The organism is Pseudomonas sp. TE9122 (genome assembly GCF_056278925.1).
In genome coordinates this window covers 2,062,215-2,080,226 of sequence record NZ_JBWBQI010000001.1, presented here as the reverse complement: position 1 = coordinate 2,080,226, position 18,012 = coordinate 2,062,215, and the positions used below count along the sequence as shown (strand labels likewise).

The window sequence follows — 18,012 nt, the reverse complement described above, 5'->3', positions numbered from 1 at the left end:
GGGATTACCAGAATACGGCTAAACGAATGGCGGCCATTATCCGGTTTTTGTGCGGGAAGTCTCGCCCTTTCGGGATTCGCCGCTGGCCGGCGCTGCTGGAAATTCCGGCAGATTCGCTACACTTTGAAAAAATCCAGGCGATACCAATAACAACAATCTGAACATTGTGCGCTCGCCATTGTTCTAGATTCAGAAGACACCGGATCAAGGACGAGCACATGGCCGTTACTCTCCCTGCGCAGCCAATCCCCACCCCGCAACGCGCTGTGACCCGGCGCCTGGCCATCGCCGTTGGCGCACTGTTTGTTGCGGGTGTCATCGCCGCGATCAGCACCTTGCTTGGGATCGCCAATACCCTTGACGCGAAGGATCTGGAACAGAACCAGTTCTATTCCGTGCGCGCCGTGGAAAACCGCATCACCGCGTCGAAAAACTACATCACCAGTTATGCCTACTGGACCCGCGCCTACGAGGCCTTGAGCGGGCCGATCGACGTCAACTGGGCCTACACCGAACAGAACATGGGCAAGACGCTGTTCACCAGCGACGGCTACGACGGCGTGTTCGTCCTTGATCGCAATCGCACCAAGTACGCGGTGATTCGCGGGCAGATGGTTGAAACCGACGTATCCAGCGTACTGCAAGCGCCCGCCTCGGCGCTGGTCGAGCAGGTGCTGAGCCAGCCTGATCTGACCAAGCCGATCAGCAGTTATTCATTGTTCGAAGGCTGGCCGGCGCTGATCACCGCTGCCGCGATCATTCCCAATGACGAGCGCCCGCTGGATGAATTGAGAAACACCTCGGTGCTGGTGTTCGTCGACAAGCTGACCCCGACCAAACTGCGCAAGATCGGCAGCGGTTATGGCCTGACGAACCTGACCCTGGTCCCGGATGAAACCATTGAGAAAGGCCATCCAAGGGTGCCCCTCGACAGCACCGGCTACAGTCTGGTCGCCGACCTGCAACGGCCCGGTCAGCAATTGTTGTGGACGCTGGTGCCGCCGCTCGGCGCGACGTTTCTGGTGCTGATGCTGCTCACCGCCTATTTTTTCCGCCATGCATTGCGCTCATCGCAATACGTCGACAACAGCATTCATGCCATGCAGGCCTCGAATCAGGCACTCGAGAAAGCCAATCATGCCCTCGAAGCCAGTGAAGAACGCTTTCGCGCCGTGGCCGAAGCGGCGTCGGACTGGATCTGGGAAGTTGATGATCAGTTGGCGCTGACCTATCTGTCGGCGCGCTTCAGCGAAGTCACCGGTTACCCGCAAGCTCTGTGGCTGGGCCAGGACATCGGCGAATTACTGACTTGCGACACCACACCACTGGAGCTGTGGCTGCGCAAACTCAGCGAAGAAAACAGCGCCAGCGATTTGCGCTGCACTTATCGCGATCACTCCGGGCAGCCGCGCCACTGCCGGCTCTCGGCGCGGCCGATTTTCGACAAGAACAGCGTCGTCGGCTATCGCGGCACTGCCAGCGACATCACCGACGAAGTCGCCGCCCATGCGCAGATCCAGCACCTGTCGATGCATGACGCCCTGACCGGCCTGCCCAACCGCAACAAACTGGCGCGTTATCTCGACGACGTCCTGGTATTGAAGGAACACGCGCCGCCGCTGTCGCTGCTGATGATCGATCTGGACAACTTCAAGCCGATCAACGATTCCCTCGGCCATCCTGCCGGTGACGCGGTTCTCCAGGAAGTCGCCACGCGCCTGCGCGAATGCACCCGCGAGCACGACATCGTCGCCCGTCTCGGTGGTGATGAATTCGTCGTGGTGCTCAACGGCATGGACAGCCATAACGAGATCGACAAATTCTGCACACGGCTGATCGGCAGCCTGCATCAACCGATCAATTACGAACAACATCCGCTGCACATCGGCGCCAGCATCGGCATCGCCCTGAGTCGTCGACACGGTTTTGCCGCCAGCGATCTGATCCGCTACGCCGACATCGCGCTATATCAGGCCAAATCCGACGGCAAGAACACCTGGTGCTTCTTCGAAGCGCACATGAGCGACCAGATCCAGACGCGCCGGCAAATGGAAGATGACCTGCGCCATGCGCTCAAGCACAACGAATTCGTCCTGCACTATCAGCCGCGCTACAAGGTTGATGGCAAGCACATCGTTTCGGTGGAGGCGCTGGTGCGCTGGCAGCATCCGACCCAGGGCCTGCTCGGGCCGGACGTGTTCATTCCGCTGGCCGAACAGACCGACCTGATCGTACCGCTGGGCCGCTGGGTGTTGCGCGAAGCCTGTGAAACCGCGCTGGAATGGCCCCATGACATTCTGCTGTCGGTCAACCTCTCGCCTGCGCAGTTCGCTCTCAGCGACGTCGTCGAGGATGTTCGTGAAGTGCTGGTGGATACGCGTTTCCCGGCCAGCCGTCTGGAGCTGGAGATCACCGAAAACGTGATGCTCAACGACACCGATGGCGCGCTGACTACCATGAATCAGCTCAAGGAGCTCGGCGTACGCCTTAACATGGACGACTTCGGCACCGGTTATTCGTCGCTCGGTTACCTACGCGCCTATCCATTCGACGGGATCAAGATCGACAAACGCTTTATCGCCTCGATCAGCAGCGGCGCCAACGACCGTGCCGTGGTGCAGGCGATCATCGGTCTGGGCAAAGCCATGGGGCTGACGGTGACCGCCGAAGGCGTCGAGACCGAGGAGCAACTGGCGATTCTCGGCAAGGATCAATGCAACGAGGTGCAGGGTTATTTCATGAGTCGGCCAATCGACAAGGCGGCTTTTGCTGATCTGCTACGGGCTTCGCGCCTGTCGCTGGTGAGCAAAAAAGGTCGGGTAACGTGAATATCAGCCATCGCTGGCAACGCGCACTTTGCCGCTGAACACGCGGAAACCGAACGTGTTGTAGGCCAGCGTGATGGGGATCAGCACGGCGAATCCGACCAGCATGAAGATCTGGCTGTTCGGGCTGGATGCGGCGTCGCTCAAGGTCAGATCCGGCGGAATGATGAAGGGAAATAGCGCGACCAGCATCACCGCGAAAGCCAGCACAAAAACGCCCAGCGCGGCGAACAGCGGGATGAAGTCGAAGCGGCTGTGAAAGCCTTTGCTGAATATCCATCCTAGAGCACAGAGGATGACCCCTGCTGGCAACCACAGCCGAATTTCGGCAAGCCGCCGGGCGTATTGCGGCTGCAACGTCGCCGTCCATGCGATCAGCACCAGCAATAACGCCACGACGACCAGCGCCAAGACGCGGGCCTGGCGGGCCGAGTGCTGCTGCAATTCATCCAGGGTCCGCCAGTACAACCAGCACGTCCCCAGCCAGACGTAACCGAGCACCAGCACCGAACCGCAAAATACCGGGAACGGATTCAGCCAGTCGCGGCCATCGCCAATGTATTGACCGCCCTGATGCGCAACGCCTTGCACGAGAGTGCCGAGCACCATGCCCTGGACCAACCCGGTCAGCAGCGAAGCCAGGGCCAGCACGCCGTCGACGATGCGCTTGCGTCGCTCGTTCGGTGCGTAATCGCGAAACTCCAGCACCATGGCCCGCGCGATCAAGGCGAGGAACATCACGATAAAAGGCACGTACAAGGCCGGCAGCAAGATCGCGTACGCCAGCGGAAACAACGCCAGCAGCCCGCCGCCGCCGAGCACCAGCCAGGTTTCGTTGGCGTCCCACACCGGCAGAATCGACACCGCCATGGCTCGTCGCTGGTGTTTGCAATCCGTGAGGCCCATGAGCATGCCGACGCCCAGATCGGTGCCGTCGAGCACCACGTAGTTCATGACCGAGAACGCCAGTGCGGCGGCGCACAACAGAGTCAGCCAGTCCGTGTCCATGTCTGCTATTCCTCAGTGCCCGGTTTCGTCGGCAAGGGTGGGCTGCGGCCCGGGTTGATCCTGCTGTGGCGGCTCGCGCAACAGGCGCAGCAACACCCACAGACCGATGCCGAAGATCAGCAGATAAAACAGCAGAATCAGCCACGTCGACCCGACGACTTGAGCCCTGGACACCGACGACAGACTGTCCGCCGTGCGCATCAATCCGTAAACCGTAAACGGCTGTCGCCCCACTTCGGTGACAACCCAGCCGCTGAGCATTGCCAGAAATCCGGCCGGTGCCAGCAGCACGCACGCGCCCAGCCAGCGCCGCGCCGTGTACAGGCGATTCCGTCGGCGCAGGATCAGGCTGACCACACCCTGCCCAAGCATCAACAGCCCCAGCCCGACCATCAGCCGGAACGCGAAAAACACCGGCGCCACGGGCGGGATGTCCTCAGCCGGAAATTCATCAAGCGCGGCGATGGTGCTGGTCAGGTCATGCTGCAGGTACAGGGAACCAATGCGCGGAATCGCCACCTCCCAGTGGTTGCGGCGCTCTTGCATATCCGGCCATGCGAACAGCCGCAGTGGCTCCCCTGCCCCTTGGTCCGGGCGCGTCCATGAGCCTTCGATGGCCGCCACTTTCTGCGGCTGGGCTTGCAAACTGTGCCGGCCATGCAAGTCCCCGACGACAATCTGCACCGGCATCAGCAGCGCAATCACCCACAGCGCCATGGAAAATTGCAGGCGAGCGCGCGGGTTTTTCGGGGCCTTGCGCAATTGCCAGGCGCTGATCCCGGCAATCAGCGTCGCGCTGCCGATGAACACGGCGAGCAGCATGTGCGCCAAGCGATAGGGAAACGAAGGATTGAAGATGATTGCCCACCAGTCCTCGGCAAGGAAACGCCCGCCCGCGCCAATCGAATAGCCGGCGGGGGTTTGCATCCATGAGTTGGCGGAAAGAATCCAGAACGCGCTGATCAGCGAGCCCACCGCCACCGCACACGTGGCGAAAAAATGCAGACGCGGGCCAACCTTCTTCAGGCCGAACAGCATGATGCCAAGGAAACCCGCTTCGATGAAAAACGCCGCCATCACTTCATAGAACATCAGCGGACCGAGGACATCGCCGGCCTGCACCGATAGCCGGGACCAGTTGAGACCGAACTGATACTCCAGAATCAATCCCGACGCCGTGCCCACCGCAACGTTGAGGGCGAATACCTTGAGCCAGTAACGATAAACATCCAGATAAACCTGGCGCCCGGTTTTCATCCACAACGCTTCCAGCACCATGAGGAAATTCGCCAGACCGATGCTGAACGCCGCCAGCACGATGTGAAAGCTGATCGTGATTGCGAACTGAGCGCGGGCCGCCATCAGGGCCGAATCAACGGGCTCCATCCATCAGCCGCTGTAGAACACAGCCAGCTTGTTGCCTTCGGGGTCGCGCAGATAGGCCACGTAAAAGTCCGGCGTATAGGCCTCGCGAGTGCCGGGCGCGCCTTCGTCGCTGCCGCCATGGTCGAGCCCGGCCTTGTGCACCTGATCGACCTTATGCCGCGAGTCGGCGCGAAACGCCGGCATCATGCCGTTGCCGGGTGTCGCCGGCTCACCATTGAACGGTTGCGAGATGTGCACACTGCCGGGGCCGTTGGACTTGTCGATGCAATCGGGCAGGTAAAAACAGTAGTGTTCTTCGCGATCATGCCGGTAGCCGAGCGGCGTCAGGATCGCCTTGTAAAAAGCTGCCGAACGCTCGACGTCGTTGGCGCCGATAAACAGATAACTGAGCATGGGACGTCCTCCGATGACAGCTGTCAGCGCTGTGGCTGTTCTTGGTTCAAGGTGAAAACGTTGCCGGCGTCACGCACCAACTGGCGCCATTCGGCACTGGTGATCAGGCCTTGCTCCTCCATCTGATCCGCAGCCTTGAGCAGCTCGTCATATTGCTGTTCCGGATCCAGATCGCCCTCGGCCTGCTCCGCCATCTTGCGCCATGCCGCCAGTGATGCCTTCTTTTGCTGATCGAACATACGGGTATCTCCTGAGGGACTTACCCGGTAGAAAAAACAGCGCGAGAGAGGTTCAGGGCAGACGACGGATGGACGGTTGATGCGCAAAACCTTCTCGGAGTGAGCCTGCTCGCGATAGCGGTATATCTGTCAAATTAAATTTGAATGTTCCTCCGTCATCGCGAGCAGGCTCACGCCCACAGAAAAGCAAAATCAAAAGATCGCAGCCTTCGGCAGCTCCTACAGTTGGATCGCGTACCACCTCAAGAACAGGTCGGCTGTCAGGCCGCCTTCGCGAGCAGGCTCGCCTACAAAGCAAACGCAAAGCAGCGCAGCTGCCCGCGGCGAAGCCGCACCACTCAACAATGAGCGCAAGCTCGAGTACCGCTTTTGATCTTGATCCACCAGCGACGTCGGAAGGCTGAGTGGAGGGATTGATCCGGGCGTGGGAGCGCAGCGACCGTACGACGCAGTCGTACACAGCGAGTGTAGGTGCAGCGAAGCAAACCGGAGCCGCTGCGCCAGGATCGATCCCGGAGCGAAGGAACCCGAGCCTGCGAGGGCCGAACGCAGGAGCAAAGCGTTTTGGTTACTTTTGGGCGTCTGCAAAAGTGACCCGCTGTAAGAGCGGAACCGCCAGCCGCAACACCCGAAAAAACGGATATACACCCAAAACCCCAAGAGCCTGGTCGGCCCAAAGGCCGCCACGCCCAAAAAACCCGCAAATGTCAAAACCGCTCCGCCACCCGCTTGTACGCATAATCCGGCTCCCGGTACTTGCCCGGCTTCTGCCGTTTCGGCAACTCGACCTTGTCGCGCTTCACCTCTTCATAGGGGATGCGACTGAGCAGATCAGTGATGATGTTCAGCCGCGCACGACGTTTGTCATTCGAGTCGGCAACCCTCCACGGCGCCCAATCGGTGTCGGTGTGCTTGAACATTTCGTCCCGCGCCCGTGAGTAGTCATACCAGCGGCTGTAGGACTTCAGATCCATGGGTGTCAGTTTCCAGATCTTGCGCCCGTCATTGATTCGCGCTTCGAGCCGGCGGGTCTGTTCCTCCGGACTGACCTCAAGCCAGTACTTGAGCAGGATCACCCCCGAATCGACGATGGCGTTTTCCACCCACGGGATCGACTTGAGAAACTTGTCGGCCTGCTCCTCCGTACAAAAACCCATGACCCGTTCGACACCGGCGCGGTTGTACCAACTGCGGTCGAAAATCACCACCTCGCCGCCCGCCGGCAGATGCGGCAGATAGCGCTGTACATGCATCTGACTTTTTTCTCGATCGGTTGGCGCCGGTAATGCCATCACGCGGAACACCCGTGGGCTGACGCGCTCCGTGATCGCCTTGATCACCCCGCCCTTGCCCGCACCGTCGCGCCCTTCGAAAACAATACAAACCTTGACACCTTTGGCGATGACCCACTCCTGCAGCTTGACCAGCTCAACGTGGAGCTTGCGCAGCTGTTCGAGATAGTCCTTGTTTTTCAAGCGCGGACGTTCGATTGCCTTTGCAGGTTTCTTCTTGTCTTTCGCCATGAACCTGTCCTCGCGCTTCAACAGCCCGCTGAATTTGTTTATTGACCCGAAGGGCCTGATCCGTGAGGTTAGTTCACGCCCGGTTGTTTGCCATTGCCGGGCAAAAAAGCCCTGTCGCCATGTGTTTCCTGAGGTTGTTCCGACGTCGCACTGTTCATTGCCCGATCCCCTGTTTGCTGGAGTTTTTTCGATGCCGTCGTCCAAATCATTGCCCACTGCCCTGCTCGGTCTGGCCCTGGCCTGCCCGGCGATGGCCGAGACCCAAGGTCTGGAGCTGGGGCAAGTGCTGATTTCGGCAGATGAGCGCAGTGGCAGCGATGCAGCGGTCGAAGAAGCGCGGGAACGCCTTGAGCAGGTTCCCGGCGGCACCAACGTGGTCGACATGCGCCAGCCGTTGCAGGGCCGCGTTGCCAGCAATCAGGATGTGCTGGCCTATCAGCCGGGGGTGTATGCACAGTCGGCGGGCAACGAAGGCGTGAAGATTTCCATCCGTGGTTCAGGCATCAACCGCGCACCCGGCGCCCACGCCTCGGGGCTCTACACGATGCTGGATGGCTTGCCGCTGACCGGCCCCGGCGGCACACCTTATGAATTGCTCGAGCCGTTGTGGGTCGACCATGTCGAAGTGCTGCGCGGCGCCAACGGCTTCGATCGCGGCGCGCTGGCACTGGGCGGCGCTATCGATTACGTCAGCCACACCGGTTACACCGCGCCAAAGCTGCACGTGCGCTACGCCACCGGCAGCCATGGCTATCAGCAGCGCCAGGTCAGCTCCGGGCAAGTGCTGGGAGATTTCGATTACTACGTGTCCCTGACCGATGCCAACGCCGACGGCTATCAGGACCACACCGCCAGCGAGAGCAAAGGCCTGGTCGCCAACTTCGGCTATCGCTTCAACCCGAATCTGGAAACCCGCTTCTACTTCCGCTATCGCGAAACCGATAACGACCTCGCCGGTCGCGTGACCAAGCATTCCATCGAACACAGCCCACGGGCAGCCAACCCGGCGTATGTGGCGCGCGATGACAGCCGCAAGCAGCCCGGCAGTACCTTCATCGGCAACAAGACCACGTTCTACCTCGATGACGATTCGAGCATCCAGACCGGCCTCGCCTACCACGACTACCCAATGGATTTGCGCGAAGGCCCGAACCGGCTGAAGGTGGCTTATACCGACGTCAGCGGCACCTTCGACTACAAACGCCGCGACACTTTGTTCGGGATGGAAAGCCGCAGCAACGTCGGCCTGCGCGTGACCAAGCACCTGCCCAACGATGGCGCCAGCGAGTTCGTGCGCATCCCGAGTGGCAACACCGCCAGCTATGCCCCGGGCACGCGGATGCGCAACTTCACTTATCAGGGCTCGGACACCGTTCTGCATTTCGGCAATGACCTGGAAATTGCCGACGACCTCTGGCTGACCACCGGCCTCGCCGCGATCTACACCCGCCGCGAAAGCGCCGTGACCTATCCGCAGGGCGGCGGCAAGACCAGTCTCAGCGACTGGGACTATGCACCGCGCATCGGCCTGCGCTACCAGATCACCCCGGACGTGCAAGTGTTCGGCAACCTCAGCCGCTCCGTCGAAGCACCGCACCCGTGGTCGCTGATCTACAGCTCCAACGTGCGCTTCCCTGGCGGCAACGGCGCCGCCACCGGCACCCAGCGCGACCCGGTCGAACTGCAAAACCAAACCGCTACCACTCTGGAACTCGGCGGCCGTGGCGACAGCCATTTGGGCGAATGGAGCCTGGCCTGGTACTACGCGCAAGTTCGTCACGAACTGCTCTCGGTACTGCCGGACGCCAACGCCGTCACGCCCTACGAACTCAACGCCAGCCCGACCGTGCACCAGGGCATCGAGGCCAGCCTCAACAACAAACTCTGGACCGCCGCCGACGGCCGCCAGTTGAGCTTGCGCCAGGCCTACACCTTCAGCGACTTCCACTACCGCGACGATGAGCGCTTCGGCGACAACCGCTTGCCGGGCCTGCCGATGCATTATTACCAGGGCGAACTGCGTTACGACTGGCCGCAGGGCTTCTTTGCCGCCGTGAACACGCAACTGGTGTCCAAAGTTGCCGTGGACTACGCCAACAGCTACTACGCCGATCCCTACGCCCTGTTCGGCGCCACCCTGGGCTACAACGCCCCGAAGGGCGACTGGCAAGGTTGGGTGGACATGCGCAACCTGACCGGCAAGCGCTACGCGGCGACGGTCACGCCGGGGTATGACGACAAGGGAGTGGACGCCGCGCGGTCGACGCCGGGTGAAGGGATGGGGGTTTATGTTGGGGTTTCGTGGAGTTTGCTATAAGACCCAACGCGAAATTCAAATGTGGGAGCGAGCCTGCTCGCGAAAACGGTGTACCAGTCGTGAATTATTCGACTGACACGACGCCTTCGCGAGCAGGCTCGCTCCCACATTTTGCTTTGTGGTGCTGGTTAGAAGGGCGCAGGATTCAAATCTCTGTTCGAGAATCATCGTGACAGCAGGTCTCCTCGAACTGATCAGACAACCATCGCTCTCCATTGAAAATAACGGACTGACCTCATGGATACTTCCCAAGAAAACCCATTGGAAACATCACTCCGGCTGGCCGCGGACGAACCCGCGCATCGCCCTGAGTTCTATCGCACCCTGCTGGATTCCACTGTCTACATCCTCGGCACCGCCGGTGCGGCGCAAGGTCATGTCAATCTCGAAGCCGGCAGCAACATCAGCATCGCCCATTGGCAGAAGCCCGATGGCACGCCGGTCATTCCGTTCTTCTCCTCGCTGCCAACGCTGCAACAATCCATCGACAGCGAGCAGAGCTATGTAGAAATCCCTGCCCGATCATTGTTCGAAATCACGCTGGGCGCGCTGCTCTTTCTCAATCCGAAGTCGCCGTACGGCAAGGAATTCTTTCCGGAGGAAGTGCAACGCCTGCTCTCAGGCGAAATCGGCCGGCCCGCCACGCAGCGTACCGTTGAAAAAGAAACCAACGTCTTGCTTGGACAGCCTTCGGACTACCCATCGACGATGGTCCATTCGCTCTCGCAACTGCTGGCCAAACACGCCAATGTGAAACGCGCGTTCCTGGCGCTGATGCACGACCCCTCGGTTGATGAAAAACCGCACTTGATCGTCGGCATCGAAGCGGATGGCGATATCGAACAGGTCATGCGCGAAGCCGGCAATGTCGCTGCGGACACAGCCCCTGATGGCGGGCCGGTTGATTTTTGCCGCGTGCTGACGGGACAAGCCGGGCTGAGTGATTACTTCCTCAGGGAGACCAAACCGTTCTACGAGCGCAAGTCACCGAGCAAGCTGCGTTCGTTCTTTGGCTTTGGTCGAATACGATCTGATGAAAATCGCAGTCGCCTGCATGTCGCTTGATCAGCAGGCCAGTGGTCGATTCTCATGAGCGTGACCTTGGATTCTCTCAACCCGCCCTCATAACAGTGGGTATCCCCCCATCGTCTCGAGAGGAAGCACACACCATGACCACTCAAACCGAAACTGCCATTCTCGCCGGCGGCTGCTTCTGGGGCATGCAGGATCTGTTGCGCCGCTATCCGGGTGTGCTGAAAACCCGCGTCGGCTATACCGGCGGCGATGTGCCGAATGCGACCTATCGCAACCACGGCAACCACGCCGAAGCCATCGAAATCGAGTTTGATCCGGCCGTGATCAGCTACCGGCAGATCCTTGAGTTCTTCTTCCAGATCCACGACCCGAGCACGCCTAACCGTCAGGGCAACGATCTTGGCCCGAGCTACCGCTCGGCGATCTACTACCTCAACGACGAGCAGCGTGCCGTCGCTGAAGACACCGCCGCCGATGTAGACGCATCGAAGTTGTGGCCGGGCCGAGTGGTTACGGAAATAGAACCGGCCGGCCCGTTCTGGGAAGCGGAACCCGAGCATCAGGATTACCTGGAGCGGATTCCGAACGGTTACACCTGCCACTTCATCCGGCCGAACTGGAAACTGCCGAAGCGCGGTTGAAGAAACTGCTTGGCTGGGTTCAATGCCCCGCCACCACCGAAGCTCCTACGGAGCGCGGGCCTGACCTGAAACCGTGGGCCCGGGCACCCCAGGCAATGGCGAAGGCGATAGCGACCAGTGCCAGCATGGCCCACGGAAATGAGGTAACGCCCCACTGATCGAGCAGCACGCCGCCGACGACACCGCTGCCAGCGATCGCGCTGTTCCACGCCACTACGTTCAACGACAAGGCAACATCCGCTCCGTCGCCCGCCGCATCAGCCAGCGCCGTTTGCAACAGCGTCGCTGCGCCGCCAAAGGTCAAACCCCATGCCGCCACGCCGAGATAAATCACCTCTGGGTTGCCTCCGCCAAATCCCAGCGCCACGCAGACGGCGGCAAAGGTCGCCAAACTCAGCAGAACCGTCGAGCGCAGCAGCGGCTCGACCAGCTTCGCCGTCAGCCATATCCCGACCAGCGCGGCGATGCCGAAGCTCAACAACACCACATCCACCCGCTCGGCCATGCCCGCCGGCGCCACGAACGGAGCGATATAGGTGTAGAGAATGTTGTGCGCCAGCATCCAGCTGATCACCACTGCTAGCACAGGACGCACGCCCGGGGTAGTCAGGACTTTGCTCAGCGATAGGCGTTGATGGGCCGGCTGCGGCGGGTAGTCGGGCACTTTCACCAGTACCCAGACGATCAGTACCAAGGTCAGCGCCGACATCAGACCGAATGTAGTGCGCCAACCGACCAGCCCACCGAGCCACGTACCCAGAGGCACGCCCAGCGACAACGCAATCGGTGTGCCGACCATCGCCAGCGCCAACGCCTTGCCCTGCTGTTCGGGCTCAACCATGCGTCGCGCATAGCCGGCCAACAGACTCCATGCCAGACCCGCCGCAACCCCGGCGAAGAACCGCGCGACCAGCGTCACGCCGTAGTGCGACGACAGCGCGGTAATCGAATTGAACAGCAGGAAACCGACAATCGTCAGCAGCAGCACGTTGCGGCGCCGCCAGCCCCGGGTGGCGATGGTCATCGGGATCACCGCCAGTACGGAACCCAATGCGTACGCGGTAACCATTTGCCCGGCCATGGACGGCGAAATCGCCAGGCCTTCACTGATCAAAGGTAGCAGGCCCGCCGGCAGGGTTTCGGTGACGATGCAGATGAAGCCAGTCATGGCCAGCGCCAGCAAAGCGCCGATGGGCAGACCTTTTGGCGTAGCCGTTAACGTGATTGAAGGTGTCACTGGAAGCTCCTCGAAAAAACCGACTCAGATTTAAATACCGATCGATCTAGATCCTGAGGGTGCATGCGCAGCGTTGTCAACAATTTCTGTATCGACTAGTCTTTATATTAAATCAATGAGGAGTCAGGTCATGGCGAGAACCGGTCGCCCCCGTCAGTTTGATCGCGACGACGCCGTCGATCAGGCTTTGCAACTGTTCTGGCAACACGGCTACGACGCGACATCGCTCGCCCAATTGAAGGCAGGCCTGGGTGGCGGTATCTCTGCGCCTAGCTTCTACGCCGCGTTCGGTTCCAAGGAAGCGTTGTTCGATGAATGCGTGCAGCGTTATTTAACCACCTACGCGCAAGTCACCGAGTGCCTGTGGGACGACAGCCTGCCACCACGCCAGGCGATCGAGACCGCTTTGCGCCAGTCGGCACGCATGCAGTGCGACGACACACACCCCAAGGGCTGCATGGTTACCCTCGGCGTCATGAGCGCACCGAGCCCGGAAACCGCCCATGTGGCGCAAGCCCTGACCCACTCCCGGCAGCGCACCCGTGCCGGCATTCAAGCCTGCGTCGAACGTGCTGTGAATGCCGGCGAGCTGGCCAGCGGCACAAGTGCGGCGGCGATGGCGACGGTATTCGACAGTTTCCTGCAGGGCATATCCATCCTCGCCAGAGACAACACCGCGCTGGATAACATTGATGCTGCCATCACTCAGGTCATGCAAACCTGGGACATTGCCGCCACGCGTAAGGCGGATTGATCAAATCACAAATGCACCGGTGCCACCGGCGCCGAACCCGGCTCCGGCACATCGACATTGACCTTCAGGGCAATCAGCAGCGCGGCCAGCAACATCAGAATTCCAGCTGCTACAAACACGCCATTGATGCCGCTGAAACTGAACACCGAACCGCCGGCGGCGGCGCCTGCGGCAATCGCCGACTGCACCGATGCGACGACCATGCCGCCTGCGCTTTCGGCCTGATCGGGTATCGATCGCGCCACCCAGTTCGACCATGCCACCGGCACGCCACCGAAGGCCATCCCCCACAGAGCCAGAAGCAACGCCTGCCCGGTGAGCGACGCCGGTAACCCGACCAACGCCAGAGCAGCAACGCCCACCAACACCGGCATCAGCACCAGTGTTGCGCGTGGATTGCGCTGCAACAGCCAGCCAGCGAACAGCGTGCCGGCAAAGTTCGCCACGCCGAAACCGAGCAGCATCAGCGCCAGCGTCTGCGGGCCGACTCCGGTGGTGCTTTCCAGAAATGGCCTGATATAGGTGAACAACGCGAAGTGGCCGGTGTGCACCAATACACAGCCGAACATGCCAATGGCAATGCCCGGTCGCAGCAAAACCTCAAGCACCGTACGCAGGCGTGACGGTCGATGCGGCGCCAGACTCGGTAACGTGAACATTTGAAAGACCAGCGTCACCACGCCAACCGCCGCAGCTGCGAAAAACGCACTGCGCCAGCCAAACTGGCCGCCGAGATAGCTGCCCAATGGCACCGCGACCACGGTCCCCACGGCGATCCCGCTGAAGATAATCGACAGCGCCCGTGGCAGCACCGCCGCCGGCACCAGGCGCATCGCCACGGCCGCCGCCATGCTCCAGAATCCGCCCAGAGCTATGCCCAAAAGGATGCGCATGATCAGCAACACTGCGAGGCTCGACGACAGCGCCACCAGCAGATTCGACGCGATCATCAGTACCGAGAAACCGAGCAAGACCAGCCGCCGATCAAGACTGCGCGTCAATCCAGGTACGAGCAATCCGGCAAAGAGCGCCACCACTGCGGTCACCGTCACTGCTTGCCCGGCCAGGGCTTCGCTGACGCCAAGGTCGAGCGCCATCGGCGTCAGCAGGCTGGCCGGCAGATATTCTGCGGTGAGTAAACCGAACACACCCATCGCCAGTGAGAAAACCGCCATCCACGCAGGAACCATCGGCTCCTCTTCAGCTCGCCCATCACCTACACGTTCATTCATTTCCAGACTCCCTCGGACATTTCGAGAGGGCAGTCTATTGACGGCAAACCGGATGATCTATGATGCGCAGTCTTGAACTTTTGATCGAAACCCCGAACATGAGCAGCACTGATTCCTTTTCACTGTCATCAGACCTGATCACAGAATTGCTGCGCAGCATGCGTCTGCGTGGCGTGCAGTATCGGCGGATCCACGCCAGTCCGCCGTATGGTCTGGGTTTCAGCGACAAATCCGGCCATGCGTATTTCCACTTCGTTGCCGCTGGATCGACGGTGTTGCGACTGGAGGACGGCAGCCTTTACGAGTTGGCGGCGGGCAATGCGGTATTCATTGCCCATGGTGCCGCGCACCAGTTGCTGTCACACCCAAACGCCGAAGTGCAGGACATTGACAGCGCCGTCGCCGCGCCACTCGGCGATACGGTCTGCGCGGTGCAGGTCGGTCACAGCGCCGTTTCGCCCGATAGCGCCCTGCTCTTCAGTGGCTGTATGGAGTTCGAGCTCGGCAGCCTGCAGGGCCTCGGTCGGCTGATGCCGGGACTGATGCTGATCGACGCCGGCGGCCAGCGTTATCCGGGACTCATGCCGATTCTTGCGACCATGGAACGCGAAGTCAGCGCAGCGCGCATCGGCTTCGCCGGCATTCTCGCTCGCCTTGCCGACGTAGTGGCGGCAATGATTGTTCGTGGCTGGGTCGAATGCGCTTGCGGCAATGCCTCCGGTCTCGTCGCAGCCCTGCGCGACCCTCGTCTGGCGAAAGCTTTGCTGGCCCTGCACCAACAACCGGGGCGCGACTGGAGCGTCGCCGAGCTGGCAACGCTGTGCAACACCTCACGCTCGGTCTTCGCCGAACGCTTCCAGACCACCCTCGGCACCCCGCCGCTGCGCTACGCCACCGAACTGCGCATGCGCCTGGCCAGTCAGTGGCTGACACTGGAAAGACTGCCGATCGAAGAAGTGGCGCAGCGCTTGGGCTACACCTCCCAAGCGGCGTTCAGTCGTGCGTTCAAGCGGATAACGGGAAGCTCACCGGGAGCGAGTCGGCGCCAGCGCTGAAGACGAGAATCGCCGTAACAGAGCCGCTCTCATTCTGTGCCTCCCCCGGATTCTGCCCAGCCCCGCGCTCACCGGCTCACGGATAACCGAGCCTACGAGATACAGCGCTTTTGCCTACAAATCTTACGGAAGTCGCTGTCTTGCCCGCTTACCATCCGCAATTTATCGTTTCCCCTTCGCCACCTGAAATTTGAAAGCGCTGGGCACATTCAACTTTATATAAACAGGTCAGACGAAAAAGGGGTTGTTGACGTATCCGTCACTCCCTCCTAATCTCGGTCCCATCCCGCCCAAGGCAGTACGCCGTTCTAATCATCCAGAACGTGCCAAACCCTTGGGCGTTTTTTCAGGTAAAAAAACATGCCCACTGCGGTGTTGGTCGATGGCGCCTTTTTCATCAAACGCTTTCGACGAATCGAACCTCAAAACGCCTTCAACGCTGAACGCGCGGCCGCTCTGGTCCATCGATGGGCAACCGCCCACCTCCTTAATAAAACCTTGACCCGTCCAACGGGGCCCATCCGAGAGCTACGACAACGAGCGAGGAAAGAGCTCTACCGAATCTTCTTCTATGACTGCCCCCCACTGGACACTAAATAGCACAACCCCATAAGCAAAAAAGCTGTGGATTTTTCGAAATCCAGGGAGGCGGCATTTCGCAAAGAGCTGCATTCCAGGCTGCGAAGTAAACGTAAGTTGGCATTACGACTTGGGCATTTGTCGAAGGATGTCAGATGGACCATCGAGCCCGTCAAAATCGCTGAGCTGTTGAAAGGAAAAATCCAGATGACTGACCTTATGGAAAATGATGTCAGTATCGAAACCCGCCAAAAAGGTGTCGATATGCGGATCGGCATTGATGTCGCGTCGCTGTCATTTAAACAGCAGGTCGACCAGATAGTATTGATAGCAGGCGACGCAGACTTCGTTCCAGCCGCAAAAATGGCAAGGCGAGAAGGTGTGGACTTCATCCTTGATCCGATGTGGCAGAGCATTCCCGATAGCTTGATGGAGCACATAGACGGTTTGCGCTCAACATGCCCCAAGCCACCGCTTCGTGAAAATAAAGCGGCGATCTTGGAGATGCAGCAAGCAGGTTCAGTCATTGGTGAGAAATAATGGTGCCGGTATCCCTGTCGACTTCAGCCCCCCAATTTCCCCAGCCCCGCGCCCACCCGCTCAGCAGCCTGCAAATCCCCACGCGCCTCCAACTCCTGCGCCACTTGCCGCAACTGCTCAACCGTGAACCCCACATTCAGACTGATCTTCAAATGCGACTCCAGTTGCGACTCCACCCCAGCCATTGCCGCCAGCGCGCCAACCGTCGCCAGTTCCCGATCCGTCCATGCCAGGTTGTCGCGGGCGAAGATGTCGCCGAACAAGTGCACTTTCAGGAACTGATCGATCGCCGGGGCGAATTCGAACAGTGGGCCGGACACTGGCGCGCCGACCAGACGGGTCTGATTGTCGGTGCCGAGTTCGGTAAGTGCATACCCCGACGGAACCGGGCCGGGCTCTAGTCCGGGCGCGTCTTCAATGCCCCGCGCGGCGCGTTCCTGCACAACCTTCATTAGCAAGGACAAGGCGTTGAGGCTGCGTGGGAACCCGGCGTAGGCGTACAGCTGCACCAGAACTTCCTTGGTTTCGCTGATGCTCAACCCGGCATCGAGGCCGCGATTGAGTGCGTCGTGCAAACGCGGCATGTCGCCGATTGCAGCGTTGGCGGCAATCGGGGCGATCGCCAGTTGCTTAAGCGTCAGAGGTTGTTCTTGCATGATCGGTTTCTCCGGTGATCGGGAAGGATTGGCGCACAGAGGATTCACGCAGGCTGCGCTGGCGAGGACCGCGCAGCCGAGAGCCACAATGCGCAGAAGGCGCGGCTGATGCAGGTTTTTCAGCTTCATCAATGAATCTCCTCACTCATCCAGCGTGAACGTCACCCGCACATCGCCACGCCCCAAGGTCTCGGCCAAGTCCTGCGGCCGGTCGATGCGACCAAGGCGCGAATAGCGGTAAGACGAATCGAAGGTTTTGTAGAAGACCACCAACGTATCGTCGCCATACAAAAGGAAATCGCCGTTGTGGATCGTGCCCGGCCGATAGGGCTGCGTGGGCAAGGGCGGCTGCACGGTGGCGTATTTTTCGTTGCTGTGCAGGTCGACCATGTTCAGGCTCAGCGGCAATCGCGTGAGCAATTGCCGAGTGCTCGGGTTGTCCTCAAGAGCAATGGCAAAACGGTGTTCTCCGACGGTCATCCACATCGTGGTCTCCTCCGGGTTAGCAGCAGACTGAGCAAAGGGCAGCCATGCCATCAGTACGAATCCCTTCCAGCCGTTGGCAAAAATCCGCATCGCTTTGCTCCGTCGC

17 protein-coding genes are annotated in these 18,012 nt (G+C 60.3%); 7 read left to right on the top strand and 10 right to left on the bottom strand.

The features are described from left to right. Nucleotides 1–218 precede the first annotated feature (218 nt). On the top strand, nucleotides 219–2,828 hold the full coding sequence (locus tag ACZ9BE_RS09480; protein WP_476249298.1) for a bifunctional diguanylate cyclase/phosphodiesterase: 2,610 nt from the start codon (nucleotides 219–221) through the stop codon (nucleotides 2,826–2,828). 3 nt (nucleotides 2,829–2,831) lie between these two features. Here ACZ9BE_RS09480 and cydB read toward each other — a convergent pair whose 3' ends face one another. From cydB to ppk2, 5 genes are all read right to left on the bottom strand, one after another. After that, a complete protein-coding gene (gene cydB, locus ACZ9BE_RS09475) occupies nucleotides 2,832–3,833 on the bottom strand; it encodes a cytochrome d ubiquinol oxidase subunit II (RefSeq protein WP_476249297.1) in 1,002 nt (333 codons plus the stop codon). Between the two features lie 12 nt (nucleotides 3,834–3,845). Next, nucleotides 3,846–5,219, bottom strand: coding sequence for a cytochrome ubiquinol oxidase subunit I (locus tag ACZ9BE_RS09470; RefSeq protein WP_476249296.1), 1,374 nt, complete (start codon nucleotides 5,217–5,219; stop codon nucleotides 3,846–3,848). A gap of 3 nt (nucleotides 5,220–5,222) precedes the next feature. Next, the gene (locus ACZ9BE_RS09465) at nucleotides 5,223–5,612 is read right to left on the bottom strand and encodes a VOC family protein (protein ID WP_041480439.1); all 390 of its coding nucleotides are present in this window, start codon (nucleotides 5,610–5,612) and stop codon (nucleotides 5,223–5,225) included. Between the two features lie 23 nt (nucleotides 5,613–5,635). Continuing rightward, nucleotides 5,636–5,851, bottom strand: coding sequence for a hypothetical protein (locus ACZ9BE_RS09460; RefSeq protein ID WP_041480440.1), 216 nt, complete (start codon nucleotides 5,849–5,851; stop codon nucleotides 5,636–5,638). 707 nt (nucleotides 5,852–6,558) lie between these two features. After that, on the bottom strand, nucleotides 6,559–7,374 hold the full coding sequence (gene ppk2 / locus ACZ9BE_RS09455; RefSeq protein WP_056785103.1) for a polyphosphate kinase 2: 816 nt from the start codon (nucleotides 7,372–7,374) through the stop codon (nucleotides 6,559–6,561). Nucleotides 7,375–7,564: 190 nt separating this feature from the next. On the opposite strand from ppk2, the gene ACZ9BE_RS09450 reads away from it, so the two are divergent. The 3 genes from ACZ9BE_RS09450 (at nucleotide 7,565) to msrA (ending at nucleotide 11,367) form a co-directional block, all read left to right on the top strand. Continuing rightward, on the top strand, nucleotides 7,565–9,691 hold the full coding sequence (locus ACZ9BE_RS09450; RefSeq protein WP_476249295.1) for a TonB-dependent receptor family protein: 2,127 nt from the start codon (nucleotides 7,565–7,567) through the stop codon (nucleotides 9,689–9,691). Nucleotides 9,692–9,928: 237 nt separating this feature from the next. Continuing rightward, complete coding sequence (sseB, locus tag ACZ9BE_RS09445) at nucleotides 9,929–10,756, top strand: enhanced serine sensitivity protein SseB (protein ID WP_476249294.1); 828 nt, start codon at nucleotides 9,929–9,931, stop codon at nucleotides 10,754–10,756. Nucleotides 10,757–10,860: 104 nt separating this feature from the next. Then, nucleotides 10,861–11,367 carry a peptide-methionine (S)-S-oxide reductase MsrA gene (gene msrA / locus ACZ9BE_RS09440; RefSeq protein ID WP_016774420.1) on the top strand — a complete coding sequence of 169 codons (507 nt, stop codon included), beginning with the start codon at nucleotides 10,861–10,863 and terminating at the stop codon, nucleotides 11,365–11,367. Between the two features lie 19 nt (nucleotides 11,368–11,386). Here the strand turns inward: msrA and ACZ9BE_RS09435 are convergent, their stop codons facing one another. After that, complete coding sequence (locus ACZ9BE_RS09435) at nucleotides 11,387–12,604, bottom strand: MFS transporter (RefSeq protein WP_150742617.1); 1,218 nt, start codon at nucleotides 12,602–12,604, stop codon at nucleotides 11,387–11,389. Between the two features lie 130 nt (nucleotides 12,605–12,734). Here ACZ9BE_RS09435 and ACZ9BE_RS09430 point away from each other — a divergent pair, with 130 nt between their 5' ends. Continuing rightward, complete coding sequence (locus tag ACZ9BE_RS09430; RefSeq protein ID WP_150635571.1) at nucleotides 12,735–13,358, top strand: TetR/AcrR family transcriptional regulator; 624 nt, start codon at nucleotides 12,735–12,737, stop codon at nucleotides 13,356–13,358. A gap of 5 nt (nucleotides 13,359–13,363) precedes the next feature. Here the strand turns inward: ACZ9BE_RS09430 and ACZ9BE_RS09425 are convergent, their stop codons facing one another. Further along, complete coding sequence (locus ACZ9BE_RS09425) at nucleotides 13,364–14,590, bottom strand: MFS transporter (RefSeq protein ID WP_442101730.1); 1,227 nt, start codon at nucleotides 14,588–14,590, stop codon at nucleotides 13,364–13,366. Nucleotides 14,591–14,652: 62 nt separating this feature from the next. On the opposite strand from ACZ9BE_RS09425, the gene ACZ9BE_RS09420 reads away from it, so the two are divergent. Continuing rightward, nucleotides 14,653–15,645, top strand: a complete 993-nt coding sequence (locus ACZ9BE_RS09420) for a cupin domain-containing protein (RefSeq protein WP_476249293.1) — start codon at nucleotides 14,653–14,655, stop codon at nucleotides 15,643–15,645. Nucleotides 15,646–15,957: 312 nt separating this feature from the next. Here ACZ9BE_RS09420 and ACZ9BE_RS09415 read toward each other — a convergent pair whose 3' ends face one another. Further along, nucleotides 15,958–16,110 carry a hypothetical protein gene (locus tag ACZ9BE_RS09415; protein WP_476249292.1) on the bottom strand — a complete coding sequence of 51 codons (153 nt, stop codon included), beginning with the start codon at nucleotides 16,108–16,110 and terminating at the stop codon, nucleotides 15,958–15,960. 159 nt (nucleotides 16,111–16,269) lie between these two features. On the opposite strand from ACZ9BE_RS09415, the gene ACZ9BE_RS09410 reads away from it, so the two are divergent. Further along, entirely contained in the window at nucleotides 16,270–16,764 is a 495-nt protein-coding gene (locus ACZ9BE_RS09410; protein WP_476249291.1) for an NYN domain-containing protein, read from the top strand. A gap of 23 nt (nucleotides 16,765–16,787) precedes the next feature. Here the strand turns inward: ACZ9BE_RS09410 and ACZ9BE_RS09405 are convergent, their stop codons facing one another. Both ACZ9BE_RS09405 and ACZ9BE_RS09400 read right to left on the bottom strand, forming a co-directional pair. Next, nucleotides 16,788–17,420 (bottom strand): carboxymuconolactone decarboxylase family protein, encoded by a 633-nt coding sequence (locus ACZ9BE_RS09405; RefSeq protein ID WP_476249290.1) that lies wholly within the window; start codon nucleotides 17,418–17,420, stop codon nucleotides 16,788–16,790. A 141-nt stretch (nucleotides 17,421–17,561) separates the two neighbouring features. Continuing rightward, nucleotides 17,562–17,996, bottom strand: coding sequence for a cyclophilin-like fold protein (locus ACZ9BE_RS09400; protein WP_224787240.1), 435 nt, complete (start codon nucleotides 17,994–17,996; stop codon nucleotides 17,562–17,564). Between the last annotated feature and the right edge of the window lie 16 nt (nucleotides 17,997–18,012).